This is a genomic window from Prolixibacter sp. SD074, assembly GCF_009617895.1.
In the GTDB taxonomy this organism is placed as follows: domain Bacteria; phylum Bacteroidota; class Bacteroidia; order Bacteroidales; family Prolixibacteraceae; genus Prolixibacter.
The window spans coordinates 3731176-3756561 of the sequence record NZ_BLAW01000001.1; the positions used below are offsets into that span (position 1 = coordinate 3731176).

The following is a 25386-nucleotide window of genomic DNA, read 5'->3' on the forward strand; positions in this document are numbered from 1 at the left end:
GCTATCGTTTATGCTTTATTTTCCGATTGGCAGTTTAAATTTCATCGTCACTTCCCCGGTTTCCTTGTTCACTTCAATAGTTTGATTTTCAACGTCCATTTCCTTTCCGGTGGTCATTTTAAACAAGCCGGACAGAAACTGCATTCCGCTGTTCATTACGGTCTCCAGCCCGGCTGTCTGAGCCGGATGTTTTGCCCCATTGCCGGCGTGGGTTTCAGTCAATTCCTCCTGTTGTTCCGTGTCATCACCAGAAAAGTCGATTTCATCTGCCGGACGTTTTTCCGGTTCAGTTTCAGTAATCGCCTCTTCCCCGAGCGGTTCGACGGCCAATTCTTCTTCCTGTCCTTTTCTTTCGGTTTCGCTGATAAATTCTTCCAACTGCTGAATAAACTGCGAACGGCCTTTGGTGGTAAAATCCACGAAATTGGTCCGGGCATCGTCGCCCAGCACCCCGTCGAACAGGCTTTGTTTGACCAGTAGGCCAGCGGCGATTTGAGTCTCAATAGAATTGCGGGTGATGAAGTTGAAAATTGTGAGTTTGTTGCTTTTTTGCCCAATCCGGTCGATACGTCCGATGCGCTGGTTCTTTTTGGCCGGGTTCCACGGAAGCTCGAAGTTGATCAGTGTGTCAGCCACTTGCAAGTTAAGGCCCGAGCCTCCTGCTTCGGTAGATAAAAACACTTTGTACTGCGGGTTCGACTCAAATTTACGGATCAGTTCGCCGCGTGACCGGACTGGTATCTTTCCGTTCAGTTCTACAAAACCGATATTATTTTCCCGCAATAGTTGTCCGATCAGCTTGTGTACCTTCACCCATTCAGAAAAAATGATGATCTTCGTGTTTTTATTAGAAACATCAAGTTCGTCGAGCAAAATATGTTTTAGTTCATTTAACTTGGGCGACTCGTTGGTTTCGTCGTCAATCAGGTAAGTTGAGTCGCACGCCATGCGCATATTGGCCAGGAGCAGTTGCATGCGGTGAAGGTCATAAGGGGTGAGGAATTTTTTGTGGATGATCTGTGCCAGTCCCCTGGCATAGGACGCATGGTAATCTGCCTGCAAAGGTGAAAGTTCGACCGGGATGTCAATCTGACGGAGGTTCGGCAGCTGGTCAATTACTTTCCGCTTTTCACGCCTGATCAAAACCTTTTCCAATTGTTTGTTTAGTTTCTGGAGGTTGTAATAGCCGTTTATCTTGTTTTGTTTTTCAGGATCGAACAGGCAGTGCTGGTAAGAGAATTCCCACAAGGGACCGAAGAATTCCGGATCGAGGATGCTCATAATTGAAAAGATGTCGATCAGTTTGTTCTCGATGGGGGTCCCGGTAATGGCCAGTTTGTGTTTGGAGTTGATCTGTTTTAGCGAGGCAGCTGTTTTGGTTTCGTAGTTCTTTGCCCGCTGGGCTTCGTCGAGGATCAGAAAATCCATACCGGCTTTATTAATCGCGATTTGGTCGCGCAGAACGGTTTCGTAATTGACGATAAAGAAAAAGCAACTGCGGTCTTTGTACTGTTGTGCGCGTTCGTCAGGCGTCCCCTGTATAACCAGTGCTTTTTGGTCGGAAAATCTTTCCACTTCTTTTTTCCATTGTTCTTTCAGCGAAGCGGGACAAACTACCAATGTTTTGCTAAACCCGAATAACTCCTTTTTTTGCATGGCGGTCCCGATGGCCTGTATGGTTTTACCAAGCCCCATTTCATCAGCAATAATTGATGTTTTCCGGAAAAGGGCAAATTGTATCCCTTCCTTTTGGTAATCGTACAGGTCGGCTTTTATCTTACTGAAATCAGGAGTATATGTTTCCTGAAGGTCTTCCAGCACTTTTTTTTCAAAAGCAGCCTCTATCTTTTCTGCTACTTCCGGACGGACACAAATGTGCGGCTTCTGACTAGCCTCATCCAAAAAATTCAGCAATCCCGTAATTTTGTTGTCCTCAATAAAATTTGAGTTTTTAAAATAGCGTGAGATTAGCAATTGTTCCTCAACCGGTATTTTGTTGGGGTAATACCAGCTTATTTTATAATCGTTTAACGGGTCGCAATAGATTTCTACAAACGGAAAGGTCTTATCCAGCTTGTTGAAAAATGCCTTGTTTTCTTTCAACGCATTAAAGGCAAACATAATGTGCTTGGTGGTTCCCAGCTTGTTTAGGCGCGAGTCCATGCTGTTGCTGTAGCCTGTTTCGGTTTCAAAATCGCGCAGGAAAACTTTGTATTTGATCCCCCGCTCGTTGGTCAGGATGTGGTCTCCGTAAATATTGTCCGCCCACCGGATATGGTAACCGGCCTTTTCCGCTTTCTGTTGACGTTCTTTCAACACCCGTTTAACCATACCTTCCCTTGTATATTTTTTATGCTCCGTCTGCTCCTTTGGATCCAGCAAGTGCATTTCACTTTCAACTTGTAAAAGGCAGGCAAACGAGGTTTTGTTCCACCCGGCATCTTCATCGTTTTTGATTTTGGGGATGATCGTTCCCGTTTCCTCGATTTCCAAAGTAACTTCAGCCACATCATTTCTGTATTCATCGGTGATAATTAGTTCGTAGCGAGAAGCTGACTGAGACAATATTTGACACTGACCGTTGTTAAAAATTATCTCCCCAAGGGCTAACTCCTGCCTGTTGAGTTGATCTGCCAGTTTTTTTTTCTGTGTAATAACGATTTGGTGAATATTCATTTTATGATTTTTCTCAAAGATAAGGCGAATATTTTTTCCAATAAATACAACAGGGACTATTAAATTTTCTATACTTTAAATGCCGATATTATCAGTGTTTGCTCACTTCGTGGTATTTCTATGTGGTTTGCTATTTTTGCCAGTTGGATACAGAATGATTTTATCTCGTCAAGGATGGTGTCCATTTCTTCTTGATTAGCTTTAGATCCTGTAATTTCCGGCCAACTCATCATCGGCTGCCAGCTTGAGGAAGTCGTCCTGGAGACCCAATACCCGGAGAACATAAAAAAAAGGCCCCTTGAATTTCAAGAGGCCTACAATAGGTGGAGGTCGGTGGCGGATTCGAACCGCCGTACGCGGTTTTGCAGACCGCTGCCTAGCCACTCGGCCAACCGACCATTATCGCCATCGAAAATCATGTGCCAGACCGGGCGTTTTAGTCGCCAATAGCCTTATTTTTCGATGCGGATGCAAATATATGCAAATTTATTTATCCCTTGCAACTCTCTTTTTAAAAATCCCGGATGCTACCGTTCGAGCGTCACACTCACGCGTTCGATCTGTCCCCCCATCGGAGGATTCATTTTCGAGATTTTCACTTTGGCCCAGTGTATTTCGGGAAAAGTGGCATACAACCGATCCAGTATCCGTCCGCCAATATGCTCCAGTAGATGAGATTTTTCTTCCATCTCCTCCTTGATGGCCTGGTAGGCCCGCTGATAATTTAACGCATCTTCGAGTTTATCGCTTTTCGATGCCGACTGGCAGTTGGTGCGTATTGCAACATTCACTAAAAAACGGTTACCCACTACCTGTTCTTCTTTAAAATGCCCGTGATAGGCATAAAATTCCATGTCCTCAATTTCAATCAGTCCCATGTCGTTTCGGTGTTTGACGATTTCCTTTTCGGTTGAAATGAATCTTTCCTTCCGGTGTTTGTTCCCTCAAAATTACGAGTATTTTATGAAAACCTATTTTTACGATTGATTATTACCTCGAATGGGGAAACTCTTCTTACTTTTGTGGGAACATTTTGACAACAATTCCGCGAAGTAACTCATTGCATATGACGGAAAAGAAAAACGTAACAGAAGGAGCTGAAAAGAAAGCCCCCAAGAATTTTATACATCAACAGATTGACGCTGATTTAGCCGAAGGGAAGAATGGTGGACGTGTGCATACCCGTTTTCCCCCGGAGCCTAATGGTTATCTGCATATTGGTCATGCCAAATCAATCTGTTTGAATTTCGGTATCGCTGAAAAGTATAATGGATTGACCAATTTACGTTTCGACGACACCAATCCGATCAAAGAAGAGACGGAATATGTCGATTCCATTAAGGCCGATGTTCGCTGGCTCGGTTTTGACTGGGGTGATCGGGAATATTATACCTCTGATTATTTCGACAAACTGTACGAGTTCGCCGTGATGTTAATCAATCGCGGACTTGCTTATGTCGATTTCCAGTCGCAGGAAATTATTAGCCAGCAACGGGGGACCCCGCAACGTCCGGGAACCGAAAGCCCTTACCGGAATACTTCGCCGGAAGAAAACCTGATGCATTTCGAAAAAATGCGGAACGGAGAATACGATGAAGGCCATTGTGTATTGCGTGCCAAAGTTGATATGGCATCGCCTAATATGCACATGCGCGATCCGCTGATGTACCGCGTTCTGAAAAAAACACATCACCGGACAGGTGACAAGTGGTGCATCTATCCGATGTACGATTTTGCCCATGGACAGAGTGATTACTGGGAAGGAATTACCCATTCGGTTTGTACGCTGGAATTCGAGGTTCATCGCCCGTTGTATGACTGGTTTGTTGATGAGCTGAAAACGGATGATTACCGTCCGCGCCAGATTGAATTCTCTCGCTTGAATCTGAGTTATACCGTTATGAGCAAGCGTCGCCTGCTCGAACTGGTCCAGAAGAAGTATGTAAGTGGATGGGACGATCCACGAATGCCTACGATTTCCGGCCTTCGCCGAAGAGGGTATACGCCTGAATCGATTCGGAATTTCTCCGAACGGGTTGGTGTTACCAAGGTGGATGGAGTAACTGACGTAGCACTTTTGGAATACGCTGTCCGTGAAGATTTAAACAGGCGTGCTCAGCGGGTAATGGGCGTTCTGAACCCGCTGAAGGTGGTTATCACCAATTACCCCGAAGGCAAAGAGGAGATGACCCAGGCGGTAAATAATCCCGAGAATGAGGGCATGGGCAAACGCAATGTGCCTTTCTCGCGAGTGCTGTATATTGAGCGGGATGACTTTATGGAAGATCCGCCTCGTAAGTTTTTCCGTCTGGCGCCCGGCCGCGAAGTCCGTTTGCGCTATGCTTATTTTATTACCTGTAACGAGGTAATGAAAGATGAAAATGGCGAAGTTGTTGAGTTGAGATGTACTTACGATCCGGAGACTAAGGGCGGGAATGCCCCCGATGGACGGAAAGTGAAAGCAACGCTCCACTGGGTTTCAGCAAAACATGCAGTGAAAGCCGAGGTGCGGCTATACGATAGGTTGTTCAACGATCCCGATCCAGCTGGACACAAGGATGTTGATTTCAAAGAATTCCTGAATCCCGATTCCTTGACTATCCTTTCGGAATGTTATGTTGAACCGTTCGTGAAGGACGCTCAGCCGCTTGATCATTTCCAGTTTGAGCGTGTTGGTTATTTCAACCTCGATCCGGATTCAACCCCGGAGCATATGCGTTTTAATCGCACCGTTCCACTCCGGGAAACCTGGAAGAAAACGCAGTAGCCTTAAAGGCAGAAGAGATATATATGAAAGCTGTATCCCGGTTCGCCGGGAGACAGCTTTTTTATTGTATGCCTGGCTTGCCACACTTCCAGGGTCCGAAAAAAACCGCATACGTTTTTGGTCCCGCTGACTGGCGGCATGAAAAATTGCGTACGTTTTTGGTCCCGCTGACTGGCGGCGTGAAAAATCGCGTACGTTTTTGGTCCCGCTGACTGGCGGCGTGAAAAATCGCGTACGTTTTTGGTCCCGCCGGCTGGCGGCATGAAAAACCGCGTACGTTTTTGGTCCCGCTGACTGGCGGCATGAAAAACCGCGTACGTTTTTGGTACCGCTGACTGGCGGCGTGAAAAACCGCATACGTTTTTGGTCCCGCTGACTGGCGGCATGAAAAATTGCGTACGTTTTTTAGTCCCGCTGGCTGGCGGCATGAAAAACCGCGTACGTTTTTGGTCCCGCCGGCTGGCGGTGGCCTACTTCATTGGGGTGATGGGGAATTTCGGGGAACCATTTTCATTTTTTCCGAAGAAAGGTAATACAACATAGGAGTACACATAGCATCCCATGCAAAATCCAACGCTCCATTCCAGAAAGGCAAACAATGTTAAAACGCCCATGACAATCTGTGCAGCCAGAATGTAATGAGGGAGCATCAGCAGGAACGCGGTGACCGAAAAGAGGAAACCAACCCGGGCAGCAAATATTTTGGGCGCTTTGTCAATTTGTTTCGATTTGAACGGGACGAACTGTGTGAGTCCGGCGCCGGAACAGGCCAGGATGCTGGTATTCTTCATTCCAAAAGCGCGCGAATAAAAATCAATAGCCAGAAACCCGGCCGCATACAGGTTCGGCTTCAGGGTGAACAGAATGGCTATAATAAAACTGAGCAAAGCGGCACCTCGTACGGCTTTCTCATCGACTTTTTCAGTCGAAACGGGGCAAATGAGTGAGCTCATATGTATTCAATTTTAGGGTTCAACTAAGTTTTAGACGTATAAGATTGTGCAACCTTACGAATTTTTTTCCGGGTATAGAAAAAAGTATAAATGGCAGCACTCCAGTTTACGATAAAAAGGCCCCACCAGATTCCTTTTGTGCCCCAATTTAATGTTACGGCAAGAAAATAGAATAGCGGCAGTGGGACAATTAATCGCCGGTAGAGGCCTATCCATATGGCATACATGGGTTTTTTCATTCCTTGTAAAGTGGACACCGATATATTTAATAGAATGTACGAGAGAAAATAAAATGCTCCCACGTGCAGGTACTCAACACCAGTCTGTATAACCTCGGTATCTACAGTGAAAAAACCAACCAACTGCGCAGCAAAAAAGTAAACAAGGGCTGAACCGACCAAAATGATCGCAATGCCGTAAGCCTGGCTCAATTTCCAGGTTTGATAAACGCGGTGTAACAGAAAAGCACCCATATTCTGACCTGTCAGCGCCAGCGTGGCAATATTTAGTCCAATGGCCGGAAGAAGGGCCATCTGTTCTATCCGGACGGCGATTCCAAATGCTGCGACGGTTTTCGATCCGAATCTTCCAGCGAAAGCGGTAATGATGAAAATCCCCAAAGCGATCATCGTCATATTTAAGCTGGCCGGAAATCCTTGCTTAAACAGATTGGCAAAAAATGACTTCCGGGGGAACAGTTCGCGGTAATTCAAATGTAGCAGGATACCTTGGCGCCGAACGACATACAGGAGATAAAACATGCCAATAGCTTGAATCATAACTGTGGATAAGGCAATACCGCCTATGCCCAAAGCGGGCATTCCCAATCCTCCAAACATAAACCATGGATCGAATCCGAGATTCAAAAAAAATCCGGCTATCAGGAAATTACGATAGGTTCGGGTATCTCCTCTCGATGTAAGAAAAGCGTTGAAGATATTATTCATCAGGAAGAAAACGGTTCCTAACAATATCAAGCGCATATAAACAAGAGCGGTATCGAGGTATTCTCCTTCGGCACCCATGATGCGGAAAAGAACCGGAGCGATAAAAAAACCGATAATGGTAAGTAGTATCGAGTTTGCGATAGCAAAAGAGATGGCTTGAATGCCATATAACCGGGCCTCCTTTAATTTACCTGCTCCCAGGGCCTGAGATATGAGAGCGGTTGTTCCGGTTCCCAGGCCGGTACCAAGGGACAGAATGATAAAGAAAACCGGAAGCGAAAGCGACAGAGCTGCCAGTACTTTGGTCGATATTAACCCGCCATACCAGGTATCGGCTACATTAAACAGCGTGTTGAAAATAAAACCGACACTGGCCGGTACCGCCAATTTTTTTATCAATCCCGGTAGTGGTGCAGTGGTAAAATTAGATTGGCTGTTCATGTAAGGTTATTCTACTGTTTTACAATTTCCTGATGCAAAGATTGACAAAGTACTTGCGAATACAGACACTCCAACAATTTATTTTTTGTAGTGTATCATTTTATGGCACGTTTTTAAGTTGTAAATTGTAAATAACGCCCCCAAAGCTTTGTTCACCTACATTTTCGGAGGATAACTTATGAAAGTTTCGTTTAAGATAGATTATCAAACGGTTTGGGGACAACGGCTGTGTGTCCTGGGCTCCCGGCCTGAATTAGGGGAGTGGAATCCGGGCCGGGCCCTTGAGATGGAGAATATCTATCCGGGCGAATGGGAATTGGTTATCGATATAGAACATGTTAAATCGTGGGATTACAAATATCTTGTGAAAGATGGCGAAGGTGGCGTTCTATGGGAATGGGGCGGTAACCGGCACGTCGATCTTTCAAACGGTCAGTTCGATGAAATTCGCATTCGCGACTTTTGGAGAACATCGCAAGATGTGGAAAATGCTCTCTTTCATTCTGCATTTACCCGTGTGCTGATGCTTCGGAAACCATCCGGTAAACATCAAAAGCAGCTACATACTGGTCGTGTTTTACGGGTGCAGGTACATGTTCCCCGCGTAAATCATCGATATTCGATAGCCTTACTGGGTAACCGTCCCGGGTTGGGGGCATGGAAAGAGCGGGATGCGCTGGTGATGGATGACTCCCGTTTCCCGCTTTGGTCGGTTGACATTGACGCTTCTCAATTGAAGTTTCCTCTGGAATTTAAGTATGTAGTTTATGACGAGCGGGAACGAAAAGTAATTTTGTGGGAAGATGGTAATAACCGGATAATTCGTGATTTCGTCTGCCAGGAGGATAATAGCCTGAAAGTACATACTGATGAGAAGTTTCGTTTCCCGATTGGGGTTTGGAGGGGAGCAGGCATTGCCTTACCCGTTTTTTCTATCCGGACGGAAAAAAGTGGTGGGATAGGAGAGTTTCCTGATTTGAGAATGGTAGTCGATTGGGCGAAGAAAACTGGTTTGAAGTTGATCCAGCTTCTTCCGGTAAACGAAACGGTTGCTACGCAAAGTTGGCTCGATTCGTATCCATATAAGGTGGTTTCGGCCATGGCCCTGCATCCGGTTTATGCCAGCATCGAACTGATGGGTACGTTGAAGGATGAACAGGCCATGCAGGATTTTCGCGATCAGCTTTACGAACTGAACCAGATGGAATCGGTTCCTTACGAAGAAGTTCACCGTGTAAAGTCGCGTTACTTTAAGCTGCTTTTTGACCAGGAGATGGAAGCATTTCTAAACGACCGGGATTTTCTTCTTTTCTTCGAAGAAAATAAAGAATGGTTGGTGCCGTATGCCGCATTCTGTTATTTGCGCGATCAGAACAAAACGGCTGCTCACCGAATGTGGAAGAACCATGCCATCTATCATCCGGAAGAGATACAGAAACTTTGCGATCCGTCGCAGAAACACTATCCCGATATTGCTGTTCATTATTTTATTCAGTACCATCTCGACCGGCAACTGCGCGACGCTTCGAACTATGCCCGGGAAAACGGAGTTGTGTTGAAAATCGATATCCCGATAGGTGTTAGCCCCGATAGCGTAGAGACCTGGACACATCCCGAGTTGTTTAACCTGGAAGAACAAATAGGCTCACCACCAGATGAAGACGATGATATGGGCCAAAACTGGGGATATCCGACTTATAACTGGGAACGAATGGCATACGACGGTTACGATTGGTGGCGTAAGCGTTTGCTGAAACTGGGATCGTGGTTTGATGCCTACCGTTTGGCTCACGTTGTTGGCTTCTTCCGCACCTGGGCGATTCCGTCGTCACAGACTAATGCGGAAATGGGCTGTTTTGTTCCTTCGCTTCCGCTTACGCGTGATGAGATCATCGATGCCGGAATTCATTTTGTGGAAGAGCGGATGACACGGCCGTTTATCCGTGAATATTTTCTGTGGGATTTGTTTGGCGATTATACCGATGAGGTGAAGAATAAGTATCTGGAAGAGTATGGTTCCGGAAAATATAATCTGAAACCGGAAGTGGATACGCAACGAAAGATTACGGTTCATTTTGAACAGTTCAAGAAAGATGGCAGCCTTCCGGATAAAGAAAACCGAATTATGGAGGGCCTGAATTCTCTTGTGAGTGAGGTTTTATTTTTACGCGATCCGTATGATAATTATAAATTCCATCCGAGGATTCGCCTTCAGGATACCTACTCGTTTATCAACCTTGATGAGGCGACACGCCACAATTTTGAACAGCTTTATATCGAATACTTTTATAAGCGGCACGAAGATTTGTGGTGCGACAATGCCATGATAAAACTTCCCGCATTATTACGTGCTTCGGACATGATGGCCTTTGGCGATGATTTTGGGATGAATCCCGGTTGTGTTCAGCGGATACTCAAAGAGCTGGGTATTTTGACCCTTGAGGTACAGCGCCGGCCCCACCATACAGAGGTGGAGTTTGGTCACCCGTCCGATGCGCCTTACTTATCCGTTTGCACTACTTCCACCCACGATATGACAACCCTCCGCGGCTGGTGGGAAGAAGACTATGAGCGCAGTAAGCGATTTTACCATACCATGTTAGGTCATGCAGGTGAGGTCCCTCACTTCATGGAGCCATGGATTGCACGCGACATTATCAGTCAGCATTTGTGGTCGCCGGCTATGTGGGCCATATTCCCTTTACAGGATTTGCTGGCCATGGATGGTGAATTGCGGTGGGGGAAAATATGGAATGAACGAATTAACATTCCGGGAATAACCTATTACTACTGGCGATACAGGATGCATCTGAAAATGGAGGATCTATTGCATTCCGATAGCTTTAATCACACAGTGGGCAGGATGATTGAGCAATCAGGAAGGAATAAAAATTAATATCATGATGTCAGATCGTAATCAGCGTTTCCCTAAAGGTGATTTTGATGGAGTAGCGATTCTTGGAGGCCGCGAAACTACGCTGGTGGCTAATTAAACCAGGAGTTGCACAATTGGCTTAGGGTAATGTACGGGCGCAGTGGATTACTGGATGTGGAGAAGCGGCTGAATACATTCCATGTGCATATAAAGGTTTCACAGGGTATTGACACGATGCTTCAGGACACCTGACAGGCCCCTCCGGAAATTATTTTTTACCCTGCATTTGATCAATTTATCCGTATTCATCGTTCTTACCTGGTGAATGCATCTCAAATCAACGAAATTCAACAATACGAAAAATAGTCGTGGATATTGAGGTTGAATGGAGGCGAAAAACTAAAGGTCAGTAAGTCGGGTTACCGCAATCTAAGGGAGCGCCTGAGTTTTTGATATCTTCTGTTGATAAAATGTGAATAACACCCGTCCTTATCAACTATTCTTTAACCGGAGTCTAACCGGTTATTCACGTTGGATTTCATTTTATTCATATTTTTTCCACTGGATTTCAAGAGAGATTAACTTGTTTTCAACTTTCGTCTGAACTATCCGCCTGGGTTTGTCAACAAGATATAAACATGATTTCAACGATTATTCGCTTTCCTTTAATTTGTTCTCGAAAATATTTTTGCAATCAGCTCATTTTTATGATGGAATATCCACGGAATTCCCTTTTTTTGTGTGATTAAATCCTGCACCAGAGGATGATTGCATGTGTTACACTTACGGTGGATAATTTATCGGAATTACATGATGTTGCGCCCGAAGGATATAAAATCCTCCGGGCGTTGGCTGCTTTACTTGCGCCACTAATCGTGTACCTTTTGTGGAAGAAGATTCTTTGGAGTAAGTTATTCCGGGTTAATACAACGGGAGAGCAACGATTTGGGAATTCAGAATTATCAATTTCGCTGAATGGTGAACCGGAATCCAGGCCCATTGTTTTGTATCTCAAAATGACAAACCATTCAGGCCGGATAATGGATATCAAGGCGCCGGTAATTGTGTTTAAGCGATGGCGGAGTTCACGGAAATTCCGAATACGAAAGGTAAATGAATCGGAAATTTATCCGCTGCTGCTTGATCACAATCAATCGCATGAACTTACCATTCAGCTCGAACCTTTTTACAGGCAGGAGCCCATTTTGAGGACTGCAACAAGAGTGAGGATGGAAGTAGAGGAGGTGCGGGGGAGTGAGCGGCTGAGAAGCCGGTTTGTACGTTTAAAATGGATATAAACTGTGAGAAGCTGGAAATTTAATCCTGTTGAATTTGATAAATACCCTGTTTACGAAGGTAGTGATTTAGGGGTTTTCTGGTTTGCGGAAAAGGCCTTGGTGAAGGTTTGGGCCCCTTCGGCTACTCGCATTTTTTTCCGGTTGTACCGGGAAGGGGTTGGTGGAGATGCTGAATCTGAACACGATTTGCAAAAAAGTGAAAACGGCCTTTGGCTGCTGGAATTGGCCGGTGACTGGAATGGTTGGTATTATACTCTTCAGGTGCGTGATAACCTGGGCTGGCTTCTCGAAGGTCCCGATATCTATGCACGAAGCACCGGTATCAACGGCCGGCGTGGAATGATTTTCAATCCGGCGGGGACTAATCCTGAAGGATGGACAGCTGACGGGCACGTTGTGCCGGCTTCTCCTACCGACATGATCATTTACGAAACGCATATCCGCGATTTTTCCATGTCGCCTGATTCGGGTATACAACATAAAGGGAAATACCTGGGATTTACCGAGGGCGGGACAAAATCACCCAACGGAGAAAAAACTGGATTGGATCATCTTGATGAACTGGGAGTTACTCACGTTCATTTGTTGCCGGTTGCCGATTTTTATACCGTTGACGAAAATAAGGAGACACCTCAGTACAACTGGGGGTACGATCCGTTGAATTACAATACTCCGGAAGGTTGGTACTCCACAAATCCGAACGATGGCCGAGTTCGAATCAGGGAACTGAAGCAATTGGTGAAAGCTCTCCATGACCAGGGAATTGGCGTAATTCTGGATGTTGTTTATAACCATACCGGCCTGATTAATGAGTCGTACTTTAACCAGACGGTTCCGGGGTATTTCTACCGGCAAAACGACGACGGAAGTTTCTCCGATGCCAGTGGCTGTGGAAATGAGCTTGCTTCGGAGCGGGCAATGGTGCGGAAGTACATCATCGATTCGCTGATGTATTGGGCTTCCGAATATCATATCGACGGTTTCCGGTTCGATCTAATGGGCGTGTTGGATATCGATACGATGAATGCCATTCGGAAGAGTATGGATTCCGTCAACCCGAATATTTTTCTTTATGGCGAAGGCTGGGCTGCCGGTAAAAGCCCTTTGGAGAAAAAGAAACGTGCCCTAAAAAGACATACGTTGAAACTGGACCGGATAGCCAGCTTTAGCGACGATATGCGTGACGGGTTGAAAGGAAGCGCCTTTGACCAGTTTAGCACCGGTTTTATCAGTGGCCATACACTCCAGGAAGAGCGGCTAAAGTTTTCAATGGTTGGTGCAGTGAAGCACGGACAGATAGCGTATGAATTTGTTGAATCTTCTAAAGAACCCTGGGCAAACGAAGCTGCGCAGTGCATCAACTATGTGTCGTGCCACGACAATTATACGCTGTTCGATAAGTTGCAATATTCCTGTCCCGAGGCTTCCAAAGCTCAAATTGAACGAATGGTCCGACTGGCGTTGGGTATTGTCATTACTTCGCAGGGGGTTCCCTTTCTTCATGCCGGTTCCGAAATGATGCGGACAAAAGGCGGTCATCACGATTCGTACCGTTTGCCTGATGTGCTGAACCAGATCGACTGGAATCGGAAGAGTGAATTTCATGACTTATTTGTCTTTACCCAAAAATGTATTGAACTACGCCGACAACACCCTGCATTCAGGATGAGTTCCGCAAAAATGATTAACGAGAAATTGCGGTTTGCCGGGAAATATATTCCAGGTATTATTCGATACGAACTGGGTGAGCATGCCAATGGCGATTCTTGGAAAAGCATACAGATGCTGTTCAATGGTAATAACTATTCGGTTGAACTGGACGTTCCCGAAGCCAATTGGCTGGTCATTGCTGAAGATAGCGAGATTAATCCTGACGGAATGGGGCGGATGACTACCGGGAAAGTACGTATTCATCCAACTTCGATGATGATTTTGGTTGCCGAAGATTAAAATGCAGCCAGCAACAGATTAATATCCTTTACAGGAATATCGAGAATGTTGCCCAGATCGTGGTTCGTTAAAATACCGTTGAAGATGTAAATTCCTTCGCAGAATCCCTGGTTGACCCTGATGTATTGTTTCAGACTTCCGGAACGTCCCATGTTGAGCAGGATGGGAGCAATAATATTGCTGACAGAAATGGACGTTGTTCGCGCCATCCTGGAAGATATATTCGGTACACAGTAATGAATAACGCCATGTGTGGTGAATACCGGGTTTTTCAGGTTGGTAAGCCGGGATGTCTCGAAGCAGCCTCCCTGGATAATATTCAAATCGATGATGACGGATCCGTTCTTCATGTTTTCCACCATCATTTCCGGCACAATAATTTTCGGTACTTCATTCATCGATAGTGCCCCGATAGCCACATCAGCCGATTTCAGTGCTTTCTTGAGTGCTTTTGGATGGAAAACCGAGGTGAACACCCGCTGCCCCAGGCGTTCTTGGAATCGCATCAGTTTGTGAATACTGTCGTCAAAGACCTTTACTACAGCTCCCAACCCCAATGCATTACGGGCTGCAAATTCGGCGGCAGTTCCTGAACCAATGATGACCACTTCTGTAGGGGATATTCCGGTAATACCGCCAAGGATGACTCCTTTACCGTGTCGGTAAGTGCTAAGGTATTCACTGGCCACAAAAATAGCCGCGTTCCCCATTATCTCACTTAAAATCCGGGTAACCGGGAAAATGTCATGTTCATCTTTCATGTATTCAAACCCGATGGCGGTCACCCTTTTTTGCATCATTTTACGGACCGTTTCCTGGCTTTGATAGGTGATGTACAATGGTGACATCAGGAGCTGGTTTCCCTTCAGTAATTTTACTTCCTCGTGGGTGAAAGCCGACATTTTAACAATCACGTCCGATTGAAAAATTTCAGCTTTGGTTTCGCAGATAACAGCACCGGATTCAGCGTAAGCATGGTCGGAATAACTCGAACCTTCGCCCGCACCTTTCTCGATAAAGATGTCATGGCCATTCGATACCAAAAGTTCGACGGCTTGTGGTGTCAACGGGATACGGAATTCTATCTCCGGAACAACATTCGGGATGCCAATGCTCAGTTTCATGCTCTTTTTCTGCGGGACCAGCAGCTGTTCCTTTGGTAGCAACTGTGGATTGGCAAGCGAACTCATTCTTTCGGATTTCCGTTGAATCATGGTGTGTCAGGTTAGTTTTTCGACTCGATGGTCCTCAACCCATCATTCATTTCTGTGATATAAACTTTCACCGTATTTTCTGGCAGGAGGCTCTCTATTTTTTCTGGCCACTCGATAAAGCAGTGTTTTCCGCTGAAGAAATAGTCTTCGTAACCAAAATCGAATGCTTCCTCCAGCGTTTTTATCCGGTAAAAATCGAAGTGGAAAATTTTATCATCGGTCGACGTTTGGTACTCATTAATCAGGGCAAAGGTTGGGGACGTGACGTAGTCAGTCACTTGCATCTCTTCGCATAACGCCTTGATAAACGTTGTTTTACCAGCTCCCATCTTCCCGTAAAATGCAAACACTCTGTCAGCAGGGTGCGCGGCGATAAATCGCTGTGCAATATGGTTGATTTCCTCCAGAGAATGTATCTCAGCCTTAAACATTTTCAGCGTCAGTTTTTGTTTCTCAATTTTAATCAATTTATGGATTTAATAAAAACAGTGGGTTAAAAATTTCAGCGAGTCGTTTTGGCATTAGGGTTCTGCTTTGGGGCTGATTTTATCACAGGGTTTAAATGAAAATTTGTTGTACTTTTGGGGAAGGATCTGAAACTTTTTAAAACGTTTTATCTTATGAATATTCCTGCTGATTTAAAATACACGAAAGACCATGAATGGGTCCGTGTGGAAGGTGACAAAGTAGTTGTTGGTATCACCGATTTTGCTCAGGGTGAGTTAGGTGATATTGTTTTCCTTGAAATTGAGACCGAAGGAGAAGAACTAGCAAAAGAAGAAGTATTTGGAACGGTTGAAGCCGTTAAAACTGTTTCCGATTTGTTTATGCCTGTTTCCGGAACGGTTGAGGCGTTCAATACTGAACTGGAGGATGCACCTGAACTGGTGAACAAAGATCCGTACGGAAAAGGATGGATGATTAAGATTGCCATGAGTGCCCCATCTGAATTGGATGACCTGTTATCGGAAGATGAATACAAAGATTTGGTTGAAGGTTAGTTATCTTCAAAAACAACATTAAAAAGAGGGTGCCCGAAAACGGATGCCCTCTTTTTTTTGTCAAACTGTTTCAGAACAAGACAGTCATGTTTTCATCTGAACGAAATTAAGTAATTAATTACATGCCTAAGATAGGAATGATAAAGAAAGGTTGAATTCAATTCTTCCGATAAAGATTAATTAACATATTTTAACGTGCTGTTTGGCAGGTGCTTTCGAAAAATGTGAAGCATCGCATAGATTTTTGAGTAAATTGGCAGGTACTTGTTTTGTTGAACAGATAGAATAACGAATATCATTGGAAACGGAAAGCTACATTCTTATTTCCGGTAAACGAAACTGATTTGATATGAAAAGTCTCCGCCGGAAGATTTGCATAATGGAAAAGTTTACCCGGGTGTATCAGGAATTTCGGACAGCTGGCCCTTCGGTTAGGGAGTTGCGTTGTCTGGAGGCATTGTTTCCGGCCATATTGCAGCCTGTTGGTAAAACCGATCGGTTTGTAGGACGGATTGAACCATTGCCAATAGGTATTTCCATTTATGAAGGTTCTTTGGGATATTTTTATGATGAAGCGAGGATGAATACCTTGCTGGAACATCCGCAACTAACTTTTAAGCTTGAATTACGCCTCAGAACACTGGAGGCTTTCTGGCAGGGCGAAAATTCGGTTGCTAAAATTAAATCGGCACAACGGCAGGCTGAAGTAAAGTATACTCCTGATAAAATCAGGCGTTTCCGGAATCACGGTGTTATTGAGCCATACTACCGCATAAACGGCATCAATCCGGATTATTCAAAGTTATTACAAAAAGGAATTCCCGGACTTCGCGAGGAGTTACAATCGGTTGATTTAGCGGAAGCAGATGATGGAAAACGGGCAATGGTGACGTCCATGCTGGGTGCGTTGGATATCCTGGTCCGGGTTATTAATCAATATGCTGTTTACACCCGCGATTTAAGCGATGAGTGTATAGATGAAGAAAGCAAAGCGGAATTGTTGCACATGGCAACGGCATTAGAAACCATATCCGATTCGAAGCCAACCACATTCCGCGAAGCTGTTCAGTTGGTGCATTTGTTTGCCCTGTTGTCGGGGACCGGAAATTATGGCCGCCTTGATGTTTGTCTTGGCGATTTTCTGGTATGCGATTTAGAAGACGGAGAGCTGACAGAAGAGCGGGCACATCAAATGATGGAATCGTTCTGGATGCTGATTAATGCGCGGCAATTAGGTGTTGAAGGAAGAATGGTGGTTGGCGGGAAAGGGCGCCCTAACGAAGAAGCAGCCGACAAGTTTGCTCAACTCGCGCTACAAACGAGCGCCTTGGTTAAAGAGGTGTCGCCACAAATCTGTCTTCGGTATTATGACGGACAGGATGAGACGCTTTTTACACAGGCTGCAGGTTTATTGTCGGAAGGAAATATTAATCCGCTGCTTTTCAGCGACTCCACGTTGCTGCCATACATTGAACAGAATTATGCTGTTTCGGAAGAAGACGCTGAACAATATATTCCCGATGGGAATGGTGGATTTGTGCTTTGGCACCGAAGTATTGGCGGGCCTGCCGGTGCTATTAACCTGTTAAAAGTACTTGAGCTTTCGATAAACAGCGGACGTGATTTTATTTCCGGGACTGAAGTGGGGCCCGACTTTGGAAAATTCGCCGAATTTCATAACTTGGATGACATATGGGATGCCTTTTCCCGGGAGGTGGAATATTTTGTAGAAGCCCTGGTCATCCAGGAGGAAATATTATTCACTGTTATCAACCGGGAGGCATCCTTTATTTATGCTTCCCTCCTGCATGACCAATGTATATCTGATGGACATTCCATTTTTGATGGTGAGATCCCCCTTTTAGGAAGTAGGGTAGAAGTGGCCGGCGCAAAAAATGTTGGTGACAGTCTGGCAGCAATTGATTCAGTGGTTTTCCAGGATAAATTAATTTATCCGGTTAAGTTGAGTTACATCATTGGCGAAAATTATGAGGGCTTTGAAAGTGAAAGGGAACTGCTGTTGAAGTCACTTTATCGGCGGGATATCCGGAATAAATCCGATGATTTTATCCGGAGGATAGATCAGCTATTGTCGAATATAGGCTTCGGGTATGCAAATAAATCAGGCATGCATTACTTTGCCCATTGTCCGGCAAACGGAAAAATAAATATGACTTTTGGCCGAAAAACAGCTGCCAGTGCCGATGGGCGAAAAGGGATGGCTTTGCTGGATTGTTCGCTGAGCCATCGTATCATTCTACAAACTCACCCTGAAAAAATTACTTTTCCCGATACGGAAATTCTTCAACGAAATGGAATGCATCTTTTTCAGGTAAGTAAAATGCTGGACGTGGGGCAACAACTTACCATTATTGAGGCATTAAGGCAGCTGGGAGTTGGGCAAATGGTGGTAAGCGTGTTGGATCGTGACACATTGGAGGCCGCTCGCCGTGATCCGGAGAACTATCGTAACGTTATGGTACGTCTGGGGTCGGGGACTGTCCGTTTTGTGGAACTTGATGCCGATACGCAGGAGCAAATTATTATCCAGCTCGATGACTGAGGCGGTTTTAGGTTTCCGGTAAACGTTTTCTTTTTTCAGGCATGCTTCTTATCTTTGGGCACACTGAAGTTGTGAAACATGACCCAGGATACTTTCCCATCCAAATTACTTGAAAATGCGGTAATGGAATTTGCCAAGCTTCCGGGTATTGGAAAAAAAACAGCACTACGGTTGGTCCTTCATTTGCTTAAGCAGGAAAAGGAGGAAGTGCATCGTTTCAGCAGTTCCATTACCCGCTTACGTGATGAAATCAGGCATTGTAAAATTTGCCGGAATATTTCGGATACCGAAGTTTGCAATATTTGCAGCAATAATTCGCGCGACCATGCAACCATTTGTGTAGTGGAGAACATACGAGATGTGATGTCCATCGAAAATACACAGCAGTATCACGGTGTTTTTCATGTATTGGGTGGCATTATCTCGCCAATGGATGGAGTCGGGCCTGCTGATATCGAGGTTGATTCATTGATAAAAAGGGTCAACGGGGGCGATGTAAAGGAGATTATTTTGGCATTGAGTACCACGATGGAAGGGGATAGCACAAACTTCTATATATTTAAGAAATTAAAAGATTCTGGAGTGAAAATTTCCATGCTGGCGCGGGGCGTTTCCATCGGCGATGAGCTGGAGTATATTGATGAAGTTACGCTGGGCCGTTCGCTTGTCAACCGCCAGTTGTTTGAGCAGTCCCTCGGGCAATGATTTAAATTTCCATAACCCGATGAAATTGTATCCTGACTTAAAGATATAAACCTGTCCATCAATGAAATTATCGGTCGTTATTGTCAACTATAACGTCAGGTTCTTCCTGTCCCAATGTTTGGCATCGGTGCAAAAAGCATCCGAGGGACTGGAGGTGGAAGTTTTTGTCGTTGATAATAATTCGACCGATGGTTCCTATGCCATGTTGAGGGACTCCTTTCCATGGATAAACTTAATCGCGAATCACGAAAACGTTGGTTTCTCCAAAGCAAATAACCAGGCTATCCGAAAGGTAAAAGGGGAATATATTCTTTTGCTGAATCCCGATACAATTGTTCAGGAAGATACCTTCAGCAAGGTGATTGCTTTTATGGACGGACATCCGAAAGCTGGCGGACTAGGTGTTAGGATGATCGATGGTGGGGGAAATTTTCTGCCCGAGTCAAAACGTGGTTTTCCAACACCTTTGGCTTCGTTTTACAAGATTTTCGGTTTTACCAGGCTTTTCCCACGTTCTCGTGTTTTTTCCCGCTATTATCTCGGACACCTTCCGGAAGATGAAACCAACCGCATTGATGTGCTGGCTGGCGCCTTTATGCTGCTTCGGAAGGAAACACTGGAACAAACCGGGCTGCTGGATGAAACTTTTTTTATGTATGGGGAAGACATCGATCTTTCGTACCGGATTCAGCACGCCGGATATGAGAATTACTACTTCCCCGAAACAACCATCATCCACTACAAAGGAGAGAGTACGCGCAAAGGAAGCTTCAATTACGTACGCTTGTTTTACAAAGCCATGCTCATTTTCGTGCGGAAGCATTACCTGACGTCCGGTGCAAGACTTTTTAGCCTCCTGGTTCGTTTGGCCATATTTTTCAGGGCTTTTCTCAGCTTGCTGAAAAGAGGACTGGCGTGGCTTTGGAAGCCCCTGGTTGATGCCCTGCTGATGTTTGCCGGCTTCAGTTGGCTGGTGCCGGTTTGGGGTAAAATAGCACATGGGCCGGGCTATTATCCGGAAGACTTGCTACAGACGGTTATTCCTTTTTATGTGCTTTTATTTGTCTTTGCACTCGCGCTTTCCGGCGCATATCATCGTCGTTGGCGCGTTCACGGTTTTTTTCGAAGCTGGTTTACTGCTGTTTTGGTTTTGCTGGTCGCTTATTCGCTGATGAGTGAAAACATGCGGTTTTCGCGAGCCATTATTCTCATGGGCGCGGGTTGGGGATTGCTCACGTTGTTGTCAGCAAGGCTTTTGATGGCGAAATTGGGTTGGATGAATTATCCTGCCGGAAAGGAAAAAAGCAGGCGCATTGTATCCGTTGGTTCCCGCAACCAAAACCAAAAAGTAAGGGAGATTTTAGTTCAGCAAGGAACCCGCAGTCAATGGTTGGGTAGCGTTGTTTTAAATGAAGAGGATGAAACCGGAGATACGTTGGGCACGCTGGCGCAGTTACCTGAAATTGTCCGCATCAACGGGGTAGATGAGGTCGTTTATTGTGCCGAAGATGTTCCTACAGGAGAAATGATTCGCTCGATGGCACGGGTTAGCAGCCAATCGATCCGCTTCAGGATATATAATTCCAGGGAAGGTTTTTTTATTGCCAGCCATTCGGCCAACGATGCCGGCGATTTAATTTTATTCGATATTAATGCGATTAGTTTGCCCGAAAACAGGAGGCGTAAAAGAACGCTCGATGTGAGTATCTCGGCGTTGGGATTTATTCTGTCGCCTTTTCTTTTTCCTTTCATTAAGTCGAAAAAAAACTACTTATCTAATATATTCAACGTACTGAAGGGAAATAGAACATGGGTAGGTTACTCAGCGGAAGAAGCTGAAACAGATATTGAATTGCCGGTTTTGCTTCCCGGCGTATTGTCATGTGCCGACAGAACAACGGAATTGAAAGACCTGGGGGATGTGAAAAAAATTAATACATTGTATGCTAAAGATTACCGGATTTGGAATGATCTGGAAATAATTCGTCGAAATATATCCAAACTGGGAAATACTACATCGGATGACACAATACCTGAAGAGTGAAAAAATCACATTGAGGGCGCTCGAGCCTGAAGATATTGAACTGCTGTACCACTGGGAAAACAACAGCGAAGTTTGGGAAGTCAGCGATACGCTGGCCCCGTTTTCGAAATATTTGCTGGCGCTTTACATCAAGAACTCGGACAAAGATATTTACGAGAGTAAACAACTTCGGTTGATGGTTGAAAACAGCGAAGGCCGGGCAGTAGGCGCGATTGACCTGTTTGATTTTGAACCGCACCATTCACGTGCCGGCATCGGAATTTTGATTGGTGAAACAGAAGATCGAAAGAACGGTTATGCCACTGAAGCGCTGGAACTTGTTTTGGAATACTGTTTCAAGCGGTTAAACCTGCATGTGGTTTATGCCAACATCGATGCGAACAATGAAGCCAGTATCGGGTTATTTAAGAAATTCGGATTCGAGTTGGCCGGAACGCGGAAAGACTGGATCCGTAACGCCGGGGGATGGACGGATGAGCATCTGTTCCAGTTGATAAATCCTGAGGATTAGAGGGATTGAAAATCCGGGATGAGGGGTAAAAATTCGTAGCTGTTTGCTTCGGTCGAGAATCGACAGCAATAATGCTGTATCCCATTGGTCACCACAAGGTATCTGACTTTTAGCTGCATATTGTATCGCGCGATCTGGTCAAAGGTATCCTGGGTAATTTTTATTTGGGGGGCCTTGCATTCTACCGCTAGCAAAGGTGTGCCTTGTGAGCCGAAAATAACAATATCGCTGCGAAATGCATTGCGGTTAATGCGTAAAGACATTTCCACAGCAATTAATGAGAGTGGATACTGCTTTTCTTCGTTCAGATAACGGATAAACAATTGCCTGACCTTTTCTTCCGGAGTTAGCGGGACCCATTTTTTACGGCAGGGATCGAAGACACTTTTTTTCCCGTTAGCCAGGCGGACACGAAGGTTGTATTTCGGTAAATTTAAGTTCATCAAATAATATTCTGCGAAGGCAAAACTAATTGTTTAATTTATGATTGGTGAGCTCCCCGAAAAGGAAAAAGCTGATAATTTTGCAAAAATTGACAGATGAAAACAAAAGAAGAAATTGTAAAAAACTGGTTACCACGTTATACTGGCAGAAAGTTGGATGACTTTGGAAATTACATCCTGTTGGTAAATTTTCAGAAATATGTCGACATGTTTGCCGAGAAGTTTAATGTACCCGTTGTAGGGAATGACAAGGCTATGCCCAACGCCAGTGCCAACGGTATTACCATCATCAATTTTGGCATTGGAAGTCCGAATGCAGCACTGATAATGGATTTGTTGAGCGCGATTGTTCCGCATGGAGTGCTGTTCCTTGGCAAATGTGGTGGAATAAAGAAAAAGAACGAGCTGGGTGATTTGATTCTGCCGATTGCGGCCATTCGTAGTGATGGTACCTCTAACGACTATTTACCACCCGAAGTTCCGGCACTTCCGGCATTTAGCCTGCAGCGTGCCATTTCATCGACCATCCGCGATCACAAACGCGATTACTGGACCGGCACGGTGTTTACTACCAACAAAAGGGTATGGGAATACGATGAGCGTTTCAAACGATATCTGCATAAAACCCGTGCCATGGCTGTTGATATGGAAACGGCGACCATTTTCACGGTAGGTTTTTATAATCAAATTCCGAGTGGCGCTTTATTGCTGGTTTCCGATCAACCCATGATTTCAACAGGCGTAAAGACTGAAGCAAGCGACAGGGAAGTGACACAGAAGTATGTAGATGAACATTTGCAGATTGGTATCGAATCGTTGCTTGAACTGAATAATAATGGTAGATCTATAAAACACTTGAGATTCGACTAATTATGGATTTTAATGCTATCTTATCAGATATAGAAAACAAGCATTACCAACCTGTTTATTTTTTGGAAGGGGAGGAGGCCTACTTTATTGACCGAATCAGTGAAGAGATAACCGGCAATGTGTTGACTGAAGCCGAAAAGGGATTCAATCAAACGATCCTTTACGGTAAAGACACCGATGTAGACACCATCATTACAGCAGCCCGCCGTTTTCCGATGATGACATCGCACCAGGTTGTGGCGGTACGGGAAGCCCAAAATATTAAAAATATCGAGGACCTGGCTTCCTATATTGAGCATCCGCAGCCTTCGACATTGTTGGTGATCAGCTACAAATACAAAAATATTGATAAGCGCAAGCGACTTTATAAAGCGCTGCAAAAAAATGGAGTTTATTTTGAAGCAAAACGCATTTACGAAAGTAAAATCCCTGCATGGATCACGAAGTACCTGCGTGCAAAAGGTTACGGAATTGAGCCTCGCGCGGCCCAGTTAATCACCGATCATGTCGGGAATGATTTAAAGCGGATAGTGGGTGAACTGGAAAAGGTCATTATTTCCCTGCCGCCGGGGATGAGTGTTACGCCGGTTGAGGTTGAACACAATATCGGTATCAGTAAGGATTACAATACCTTTGAGTTACAAAAGGCCATAGGTAAAAGGGATGTATTGAAGGCAAATCGTATCGTCAACTATTTCGGTGATAATCAGAAGATGCATCCGTTCCCGGTTGTTATCGGGATTTTGCATTCTTACTTTCGAAAAATTCTGGCCTATCATTTCCTGGAAAATAAAACCAACCGGAATGCTGTGGCTGGGGCAATTGGGGTAAGTCCTTACTTCATCAGCGATTACGTTGATGCAGCCCGGAATTATAACATCAGGAGATCGGTTAAGGCTGTTTCGCTTTTGCGCGAATACGATATGCGTTCGAAGGGGGCGCGTGGAGGTTCGACTGATAGTGGAGAATTGCTCCGTGAGTTGATTTATAAAATTCTACATTAAGAACTCAGACATGACAATTATTATCATCATTATCACCTCACTTGTTTCAATTCTGGCTTTTTCGCAACAGGATGTGATGGGAAGGTTGCAGTTTAACGCCTACCAGGTTGTTCACCGGAAGGAATATTTCCGGATTTTCACCCATGCATTTTTGCATGCGAACTGGGAGCACCTGCTGATCAATATGATTGTACTCTGGTCGTTTGGAACTGCGGTGGAACATTACTACTACCTGAATTTTGGTTCGCGGGGAACGTATCTGTACTTTTTGCTTTATTTTGGAGCCATTCTTTTCTCGAGTCTGGGGGCCCTGATCAAACAAAAGAACAATTATTACTATAACGCCGTCGGAGCGTCGGGAGCGGTTTCAGCCGTTGTTTTTTCCGCCATCTTTTTTGCTCCGTGGAATAAAATCTACTTCTTCGGACTGCTGCCCATTCCGGGAGTTGTATTCGCAGTCCTGTACCTGGTTTATTCATACCAGATGAGCAAACGGAATGTGGATAATGTGGGACATGATGCTCATTTCCTGGGCGCGATATTTGGATTTATATTGCCCATTATTATCCGACCGTCATTATTTCTCGAGTTCATCAATAACCTGTTTTAAATGGGACACAATCAAGCGGTTTTTGTCGATCGTGACGGAACGATTAACGATAAAACGCCGGCATATTACATTTACACCACAGCCAATTTCAAGTTAGTTGAAGGTGTGGGCGCCAATCTGAAAAAGTTGCAGGATGCGGGTTACCTGCTTATAGTGATTACGAACCAGGGAGGCATAGACAAAGGAGAGTACACCCACAAGGATGTAGCCCGGGTGCATCGGTATATGCGTGAATTGCTTGAATCAGAAGGTGTACAACTGACAGACGTTTTTTACTGTCCGCACCATGCCGATGTTCAGGAATGCGAATGTCGTAAACCGGGAACCTTATTGATTGAGGAAGCGATTGAAATGTATGAAATCGATCGGGAACGTTCGTGGTTTATTGGTGATTCGGATGTGGACATGGAAGCAGCTAAGCGGGCCGGATTGAGGAAGATTCGGGTTGAAACCAACAAGCCCTGGGGTGATGCCATTCAGCCCATTCTCGATGATGTATACAAACCATAGCAGC

At 45.0% G+C, this 25386-nt stretch carries 21 protein-coding genes and 1 tRNA gene; 14 read left to right on the forward strand and 8 right to left on the reverse strand.

The window, feature by feature from the left end:
• Nucleotides 1-15 precede the first annotated feature (15 nt).
• The 3 genes from GJU82_RS16025 to folB form a co-directional block, all read right to left on the reverse strand.
• A complete protein-coding gene (locus GJU82_RS16025; protein WP_153633075.1) occupies nt 16-2676 on the reverse strand; it encodes a DEAD/DEAH box helicase in 2661 nt (886 codons plus the stop codon).
• A 324-nt stretch (nt 2677-3000) separates the two neighbouring features.
• A tRNA-Cys gene (locus GJU82_RS16030) sits at nt 3001-3074 on the reverse strand.
• Nucleotides 3075-3203: 129 nt separating this feature from the next.
• The gene (gene folB, locus GJU82_RS16035; protein ID WP_153633076.1) at nt 3204-3554 is read right to left on the reverse strand and encodes a dihydroneopterin aldolase; all 351 of its coding nucleotides are present in this window, start codon (nt 3552-3554) and stop codon (nt 3204-3206) included.
• Between the two features lie 188 nt (nt 3555-3742).
• Between folB and GJU82_RS16040 the strand changes: the two genes are divergently transcribed.
• Nucleotides 3743-5443: a glutamine--tRNA ligase/YqeY domain fusion protein gene (locus GJU82_RS16040; protein ID WP_153633077.1), complete on the forward strand. Its 1701-nt coding sequence runs from the start codon at nt 3743-3745 to the stop codon at nt 5441-5443.
• Between the two features lie 470 nt (nt 5444-5913).
• Here GJU82_RS16040 and GJU82_RS16045 read toward each other — a convergent pair whose 3' ends face one another.
• Nucleotides 5914-6396, reverse strand: coding sequence for a DUF4395 domain-containing protein (locus GJU82_RS16045; protein WP_153633078.1), 483 nt, complete (start codon nt 6394-6396; stop codon nt 5914-5916).
• A gap of 23 nt (nt 6397-6419) precedes the next feature.
• Nucleotides 6420-7784 (reverse strand): MATE family efflux transporter, encoded by a 1365-nt coding sequence (locus GJU82_RS16050; protein ID WP_153633079.1) that lies wholly within the window; start codon nt 7782-7784, stop codon nt 6420-6422.
• A 178-nt stretch (nt 7785-7962) separates the two neighbouring features.
• On the opposite strand from GJU82_RS16050, the gene GJU82_RS16055 reads away from it, so the two are divergent.
• From GJU82_RS16055 to pulA, 4 genes are all read left to right on the forward strand, one after another.
• Nucleotides 7963-10680 (forward strand): 4-alpha-glucanotransferase, encoded by a 2718-nt coding sequence (locus GJU82_RS16055; RefSeq protein WP_153633080.1) that lies wholly within the window; start codon nt 7963-7965, stop codon nt 10678-10680.
• Between the two features lie 249 nt (nt 10681-10929).
• Nucleotides 10930-11025 carry a LytTR family transcriptional regulator DNA-binding domain-containing protein gene (locus GJU82_RS18000; RefSeq protein ID WP_373921465.1) on the forward strand — a complete coding sequence of 32 codons (96 nt, stop codon included), beginning with the start codon at nt 10930-10932 and terminating at the stop codon, nt 11023-11025.
• A gap of 398 nt (nt 11026-11423) precedes the next feature.
• Nucleotides 11424-11957 carry a hypothetical protein gene (locus GJU82_RS16065; RefSeq protein WP_153633081.1) on the forward strand — a complete coding sequence of 178 codons (534 nt, stop codon included), beginning with the start codon at nt 11424-11426 and terminating at the stop codon, nt 11955-11957.
• Nucleotides 11958-11960: 3 nt separating this feature from the next.
• Complete coding sequence (gene pulA / locus GJU82_RS16070; protein ID WP_153633082.1) at nt 11961-13907, forward strand: type I pullulanase; 1947 nt, start codon at nt 11961-11963, stop codon at nt 13905-13907.
• On the opposite strand, the gene GJU82_RS16075 is transcribed toward pulA, so the two are convergent.
• Both GJU82_RS16075 and tsaE read right to left on the reverse strand, forming a co-directional pair.
• Nucleotides 13904-15121: an alanine dehydrogenase gene (locus GJU82_RS16075; protein WP_228488739.1), complete on the reverse strand. Its 1218-nt coding sequence runs from the start codon at nt 15119-15121 to the stop codon at nt 13904-13906. The genes pulA and GJU82_RS16075 overlap by 4 nt on opposite strands.
• A gap of 11 nt (nt 15122-15132) precedes the next feature.
• Nucleotides 15133-15588 (reverse strand): tRNA (adenosine(37)-N6)-threonylcarbamoyltransferase complex ATPase subunit type 1 TsaE, encoded by a 456-nt coding sequence (tsaE, locus tag GJU82_RS16080; protein ID WP_228488740.1) that lies wholly within the window; start codon nt 15586-15588, stop codon nt 15133-15135.
• Between the two features lie 153 nt (nt 15589-15741).
• Here tsaE and gcvH point away from each other — a divergent pair, with 153 nt between their 5' ends.
• The 5 genes from gcvH to GJU82_RS16105 all read left to right on the forward strand — a co-directional run bounded on the left by gcvH (nt 15742) and on the right by GJU82_RS16105 (nt 21945).
• Nucleotides 15742-16122, forward strand: coding sequence for a glycine cleavage system protein GcvH (gene gcvH / locus GJU82_RS16085; protein WP_153633083.1), 381 nt, complete (start codon nt 15742-15744; stop codon nt 16120-16122).
• A 349-nt stretch (nt 16123-16471) separates the two neighbouring features.
• A complete protein-coding gene (locus GJU82_RS16090) occupies nt 16472-18685 on the forward strand; it encodes a pyruvate formate lyase family protein (RefSeq protein ID WP_153633084.1) in 2214 nt (737 codons plus the stop codon).
• A gap of 78 nt (nt 18686-18763) precedes the next feature.
• Nucleotides 18764-19390, forward strand: a complete 627-nt coding sequence (gene recR, locus GJU82_RS16095; RefSeq protein ID WP_153633085.1) for a recombination mediator RecR — start codon at nt 18764-18766, stop codon at nt 19388-19390.
• A 61-nt stretch (nt 19391-19451) separates the two neighbouring features.
• Nucleotides 19452-21434, forward strand: coding sequence for a glycosyltransferase (locus tag GJU82_RS16100; protein WP_153633086.1), 1983 nt, complete (start codon nt 19452-19454; stop codon nt 21432-21434).
• Nucleotides 21412-21945, forward strand: a complete 534-nt coding sequence (locus GJU82_RS16105) for a GNAT family N-acetyltransferase (RefSeq protein ID WP_153633087.1) — start codon at nt 21412-21414, stop codon at nt 21943-21945. Before GJU82_RS16100 ends, GJU82_RS16105 begins: the two co-directional genes overlap by 23 nt.
• Here GJU82_RS16105 and GJU82_RS16110 read toward each other — a convergent pair.
• Complete coding sequence (locus GJU82_RS16110) at nt 21942-22388, reverse strand: type I restriction enzyme HsdR N-terminal domain-containing protein (protein ID WP_228488741.1); 447 nt, start codon at nt 22386-22388, stop codon at nt 21942-21944. The two genes, GJU82_RS16105 and GJU82_RS16110, sit on opposite strands and share 4 nt — an antisense overlap.
• Before the next feature lie 96 nt (nt 22389-22484).
• Here GJU82_RS16110 and GJU82_RS16115 point away from each other — a divergent pair, with 96 nt between their 5' ends.
• Genes GJU82_RS16115 through GJU82_RS16130 form a run of 4 tightly spaced genes read left to right on the forward strand, consistent with a single transcriptional unit; the run spans nt 22485 to nt 25382 of the window.
• Complete coding sequence (locus GJU82_RS16115; protein WP_153633089.1) at nt 22485-23258, forward strand: AMP nucleosidase; 774 nt, start codon at nt 22485-22487, stop codon at nt 23256-23258.
• Between the two features lie 2 nt (nt 23259-23260).
• Nucleotides 23261-24262, forward strand: coding sequence for a DNA polymerase III subunit delta (gene holA, locus GJU82_RS16120; RefSeq protein ID WP_153633090.1), 1002 nt, complete (start codon nt 23261-23263; stop codon nt 24260-24262).
• 10 nt (nt 24263-24272) lie between these two features.
• Complete coding sequence (locus GJU82_RS16125; protein ID WP_153633091.1) at nt 24273-24872, forward strand: rhomboid family intramembrane serine protease; 600 nt, start codon at nt 24273-24275, stop codon at nt 24870-24872.
• Entirely contained in the window at nt 24873-25382 is a 510-nt protein-coding gene (locus GJU82_RS16130) for an HAD-IIIA family hydrolase (RefSeq protein ID WP_153633092.1), read from the forward strand.
• Nucleotides 25383-25386 lie beyond the last annotated feature (4 nt).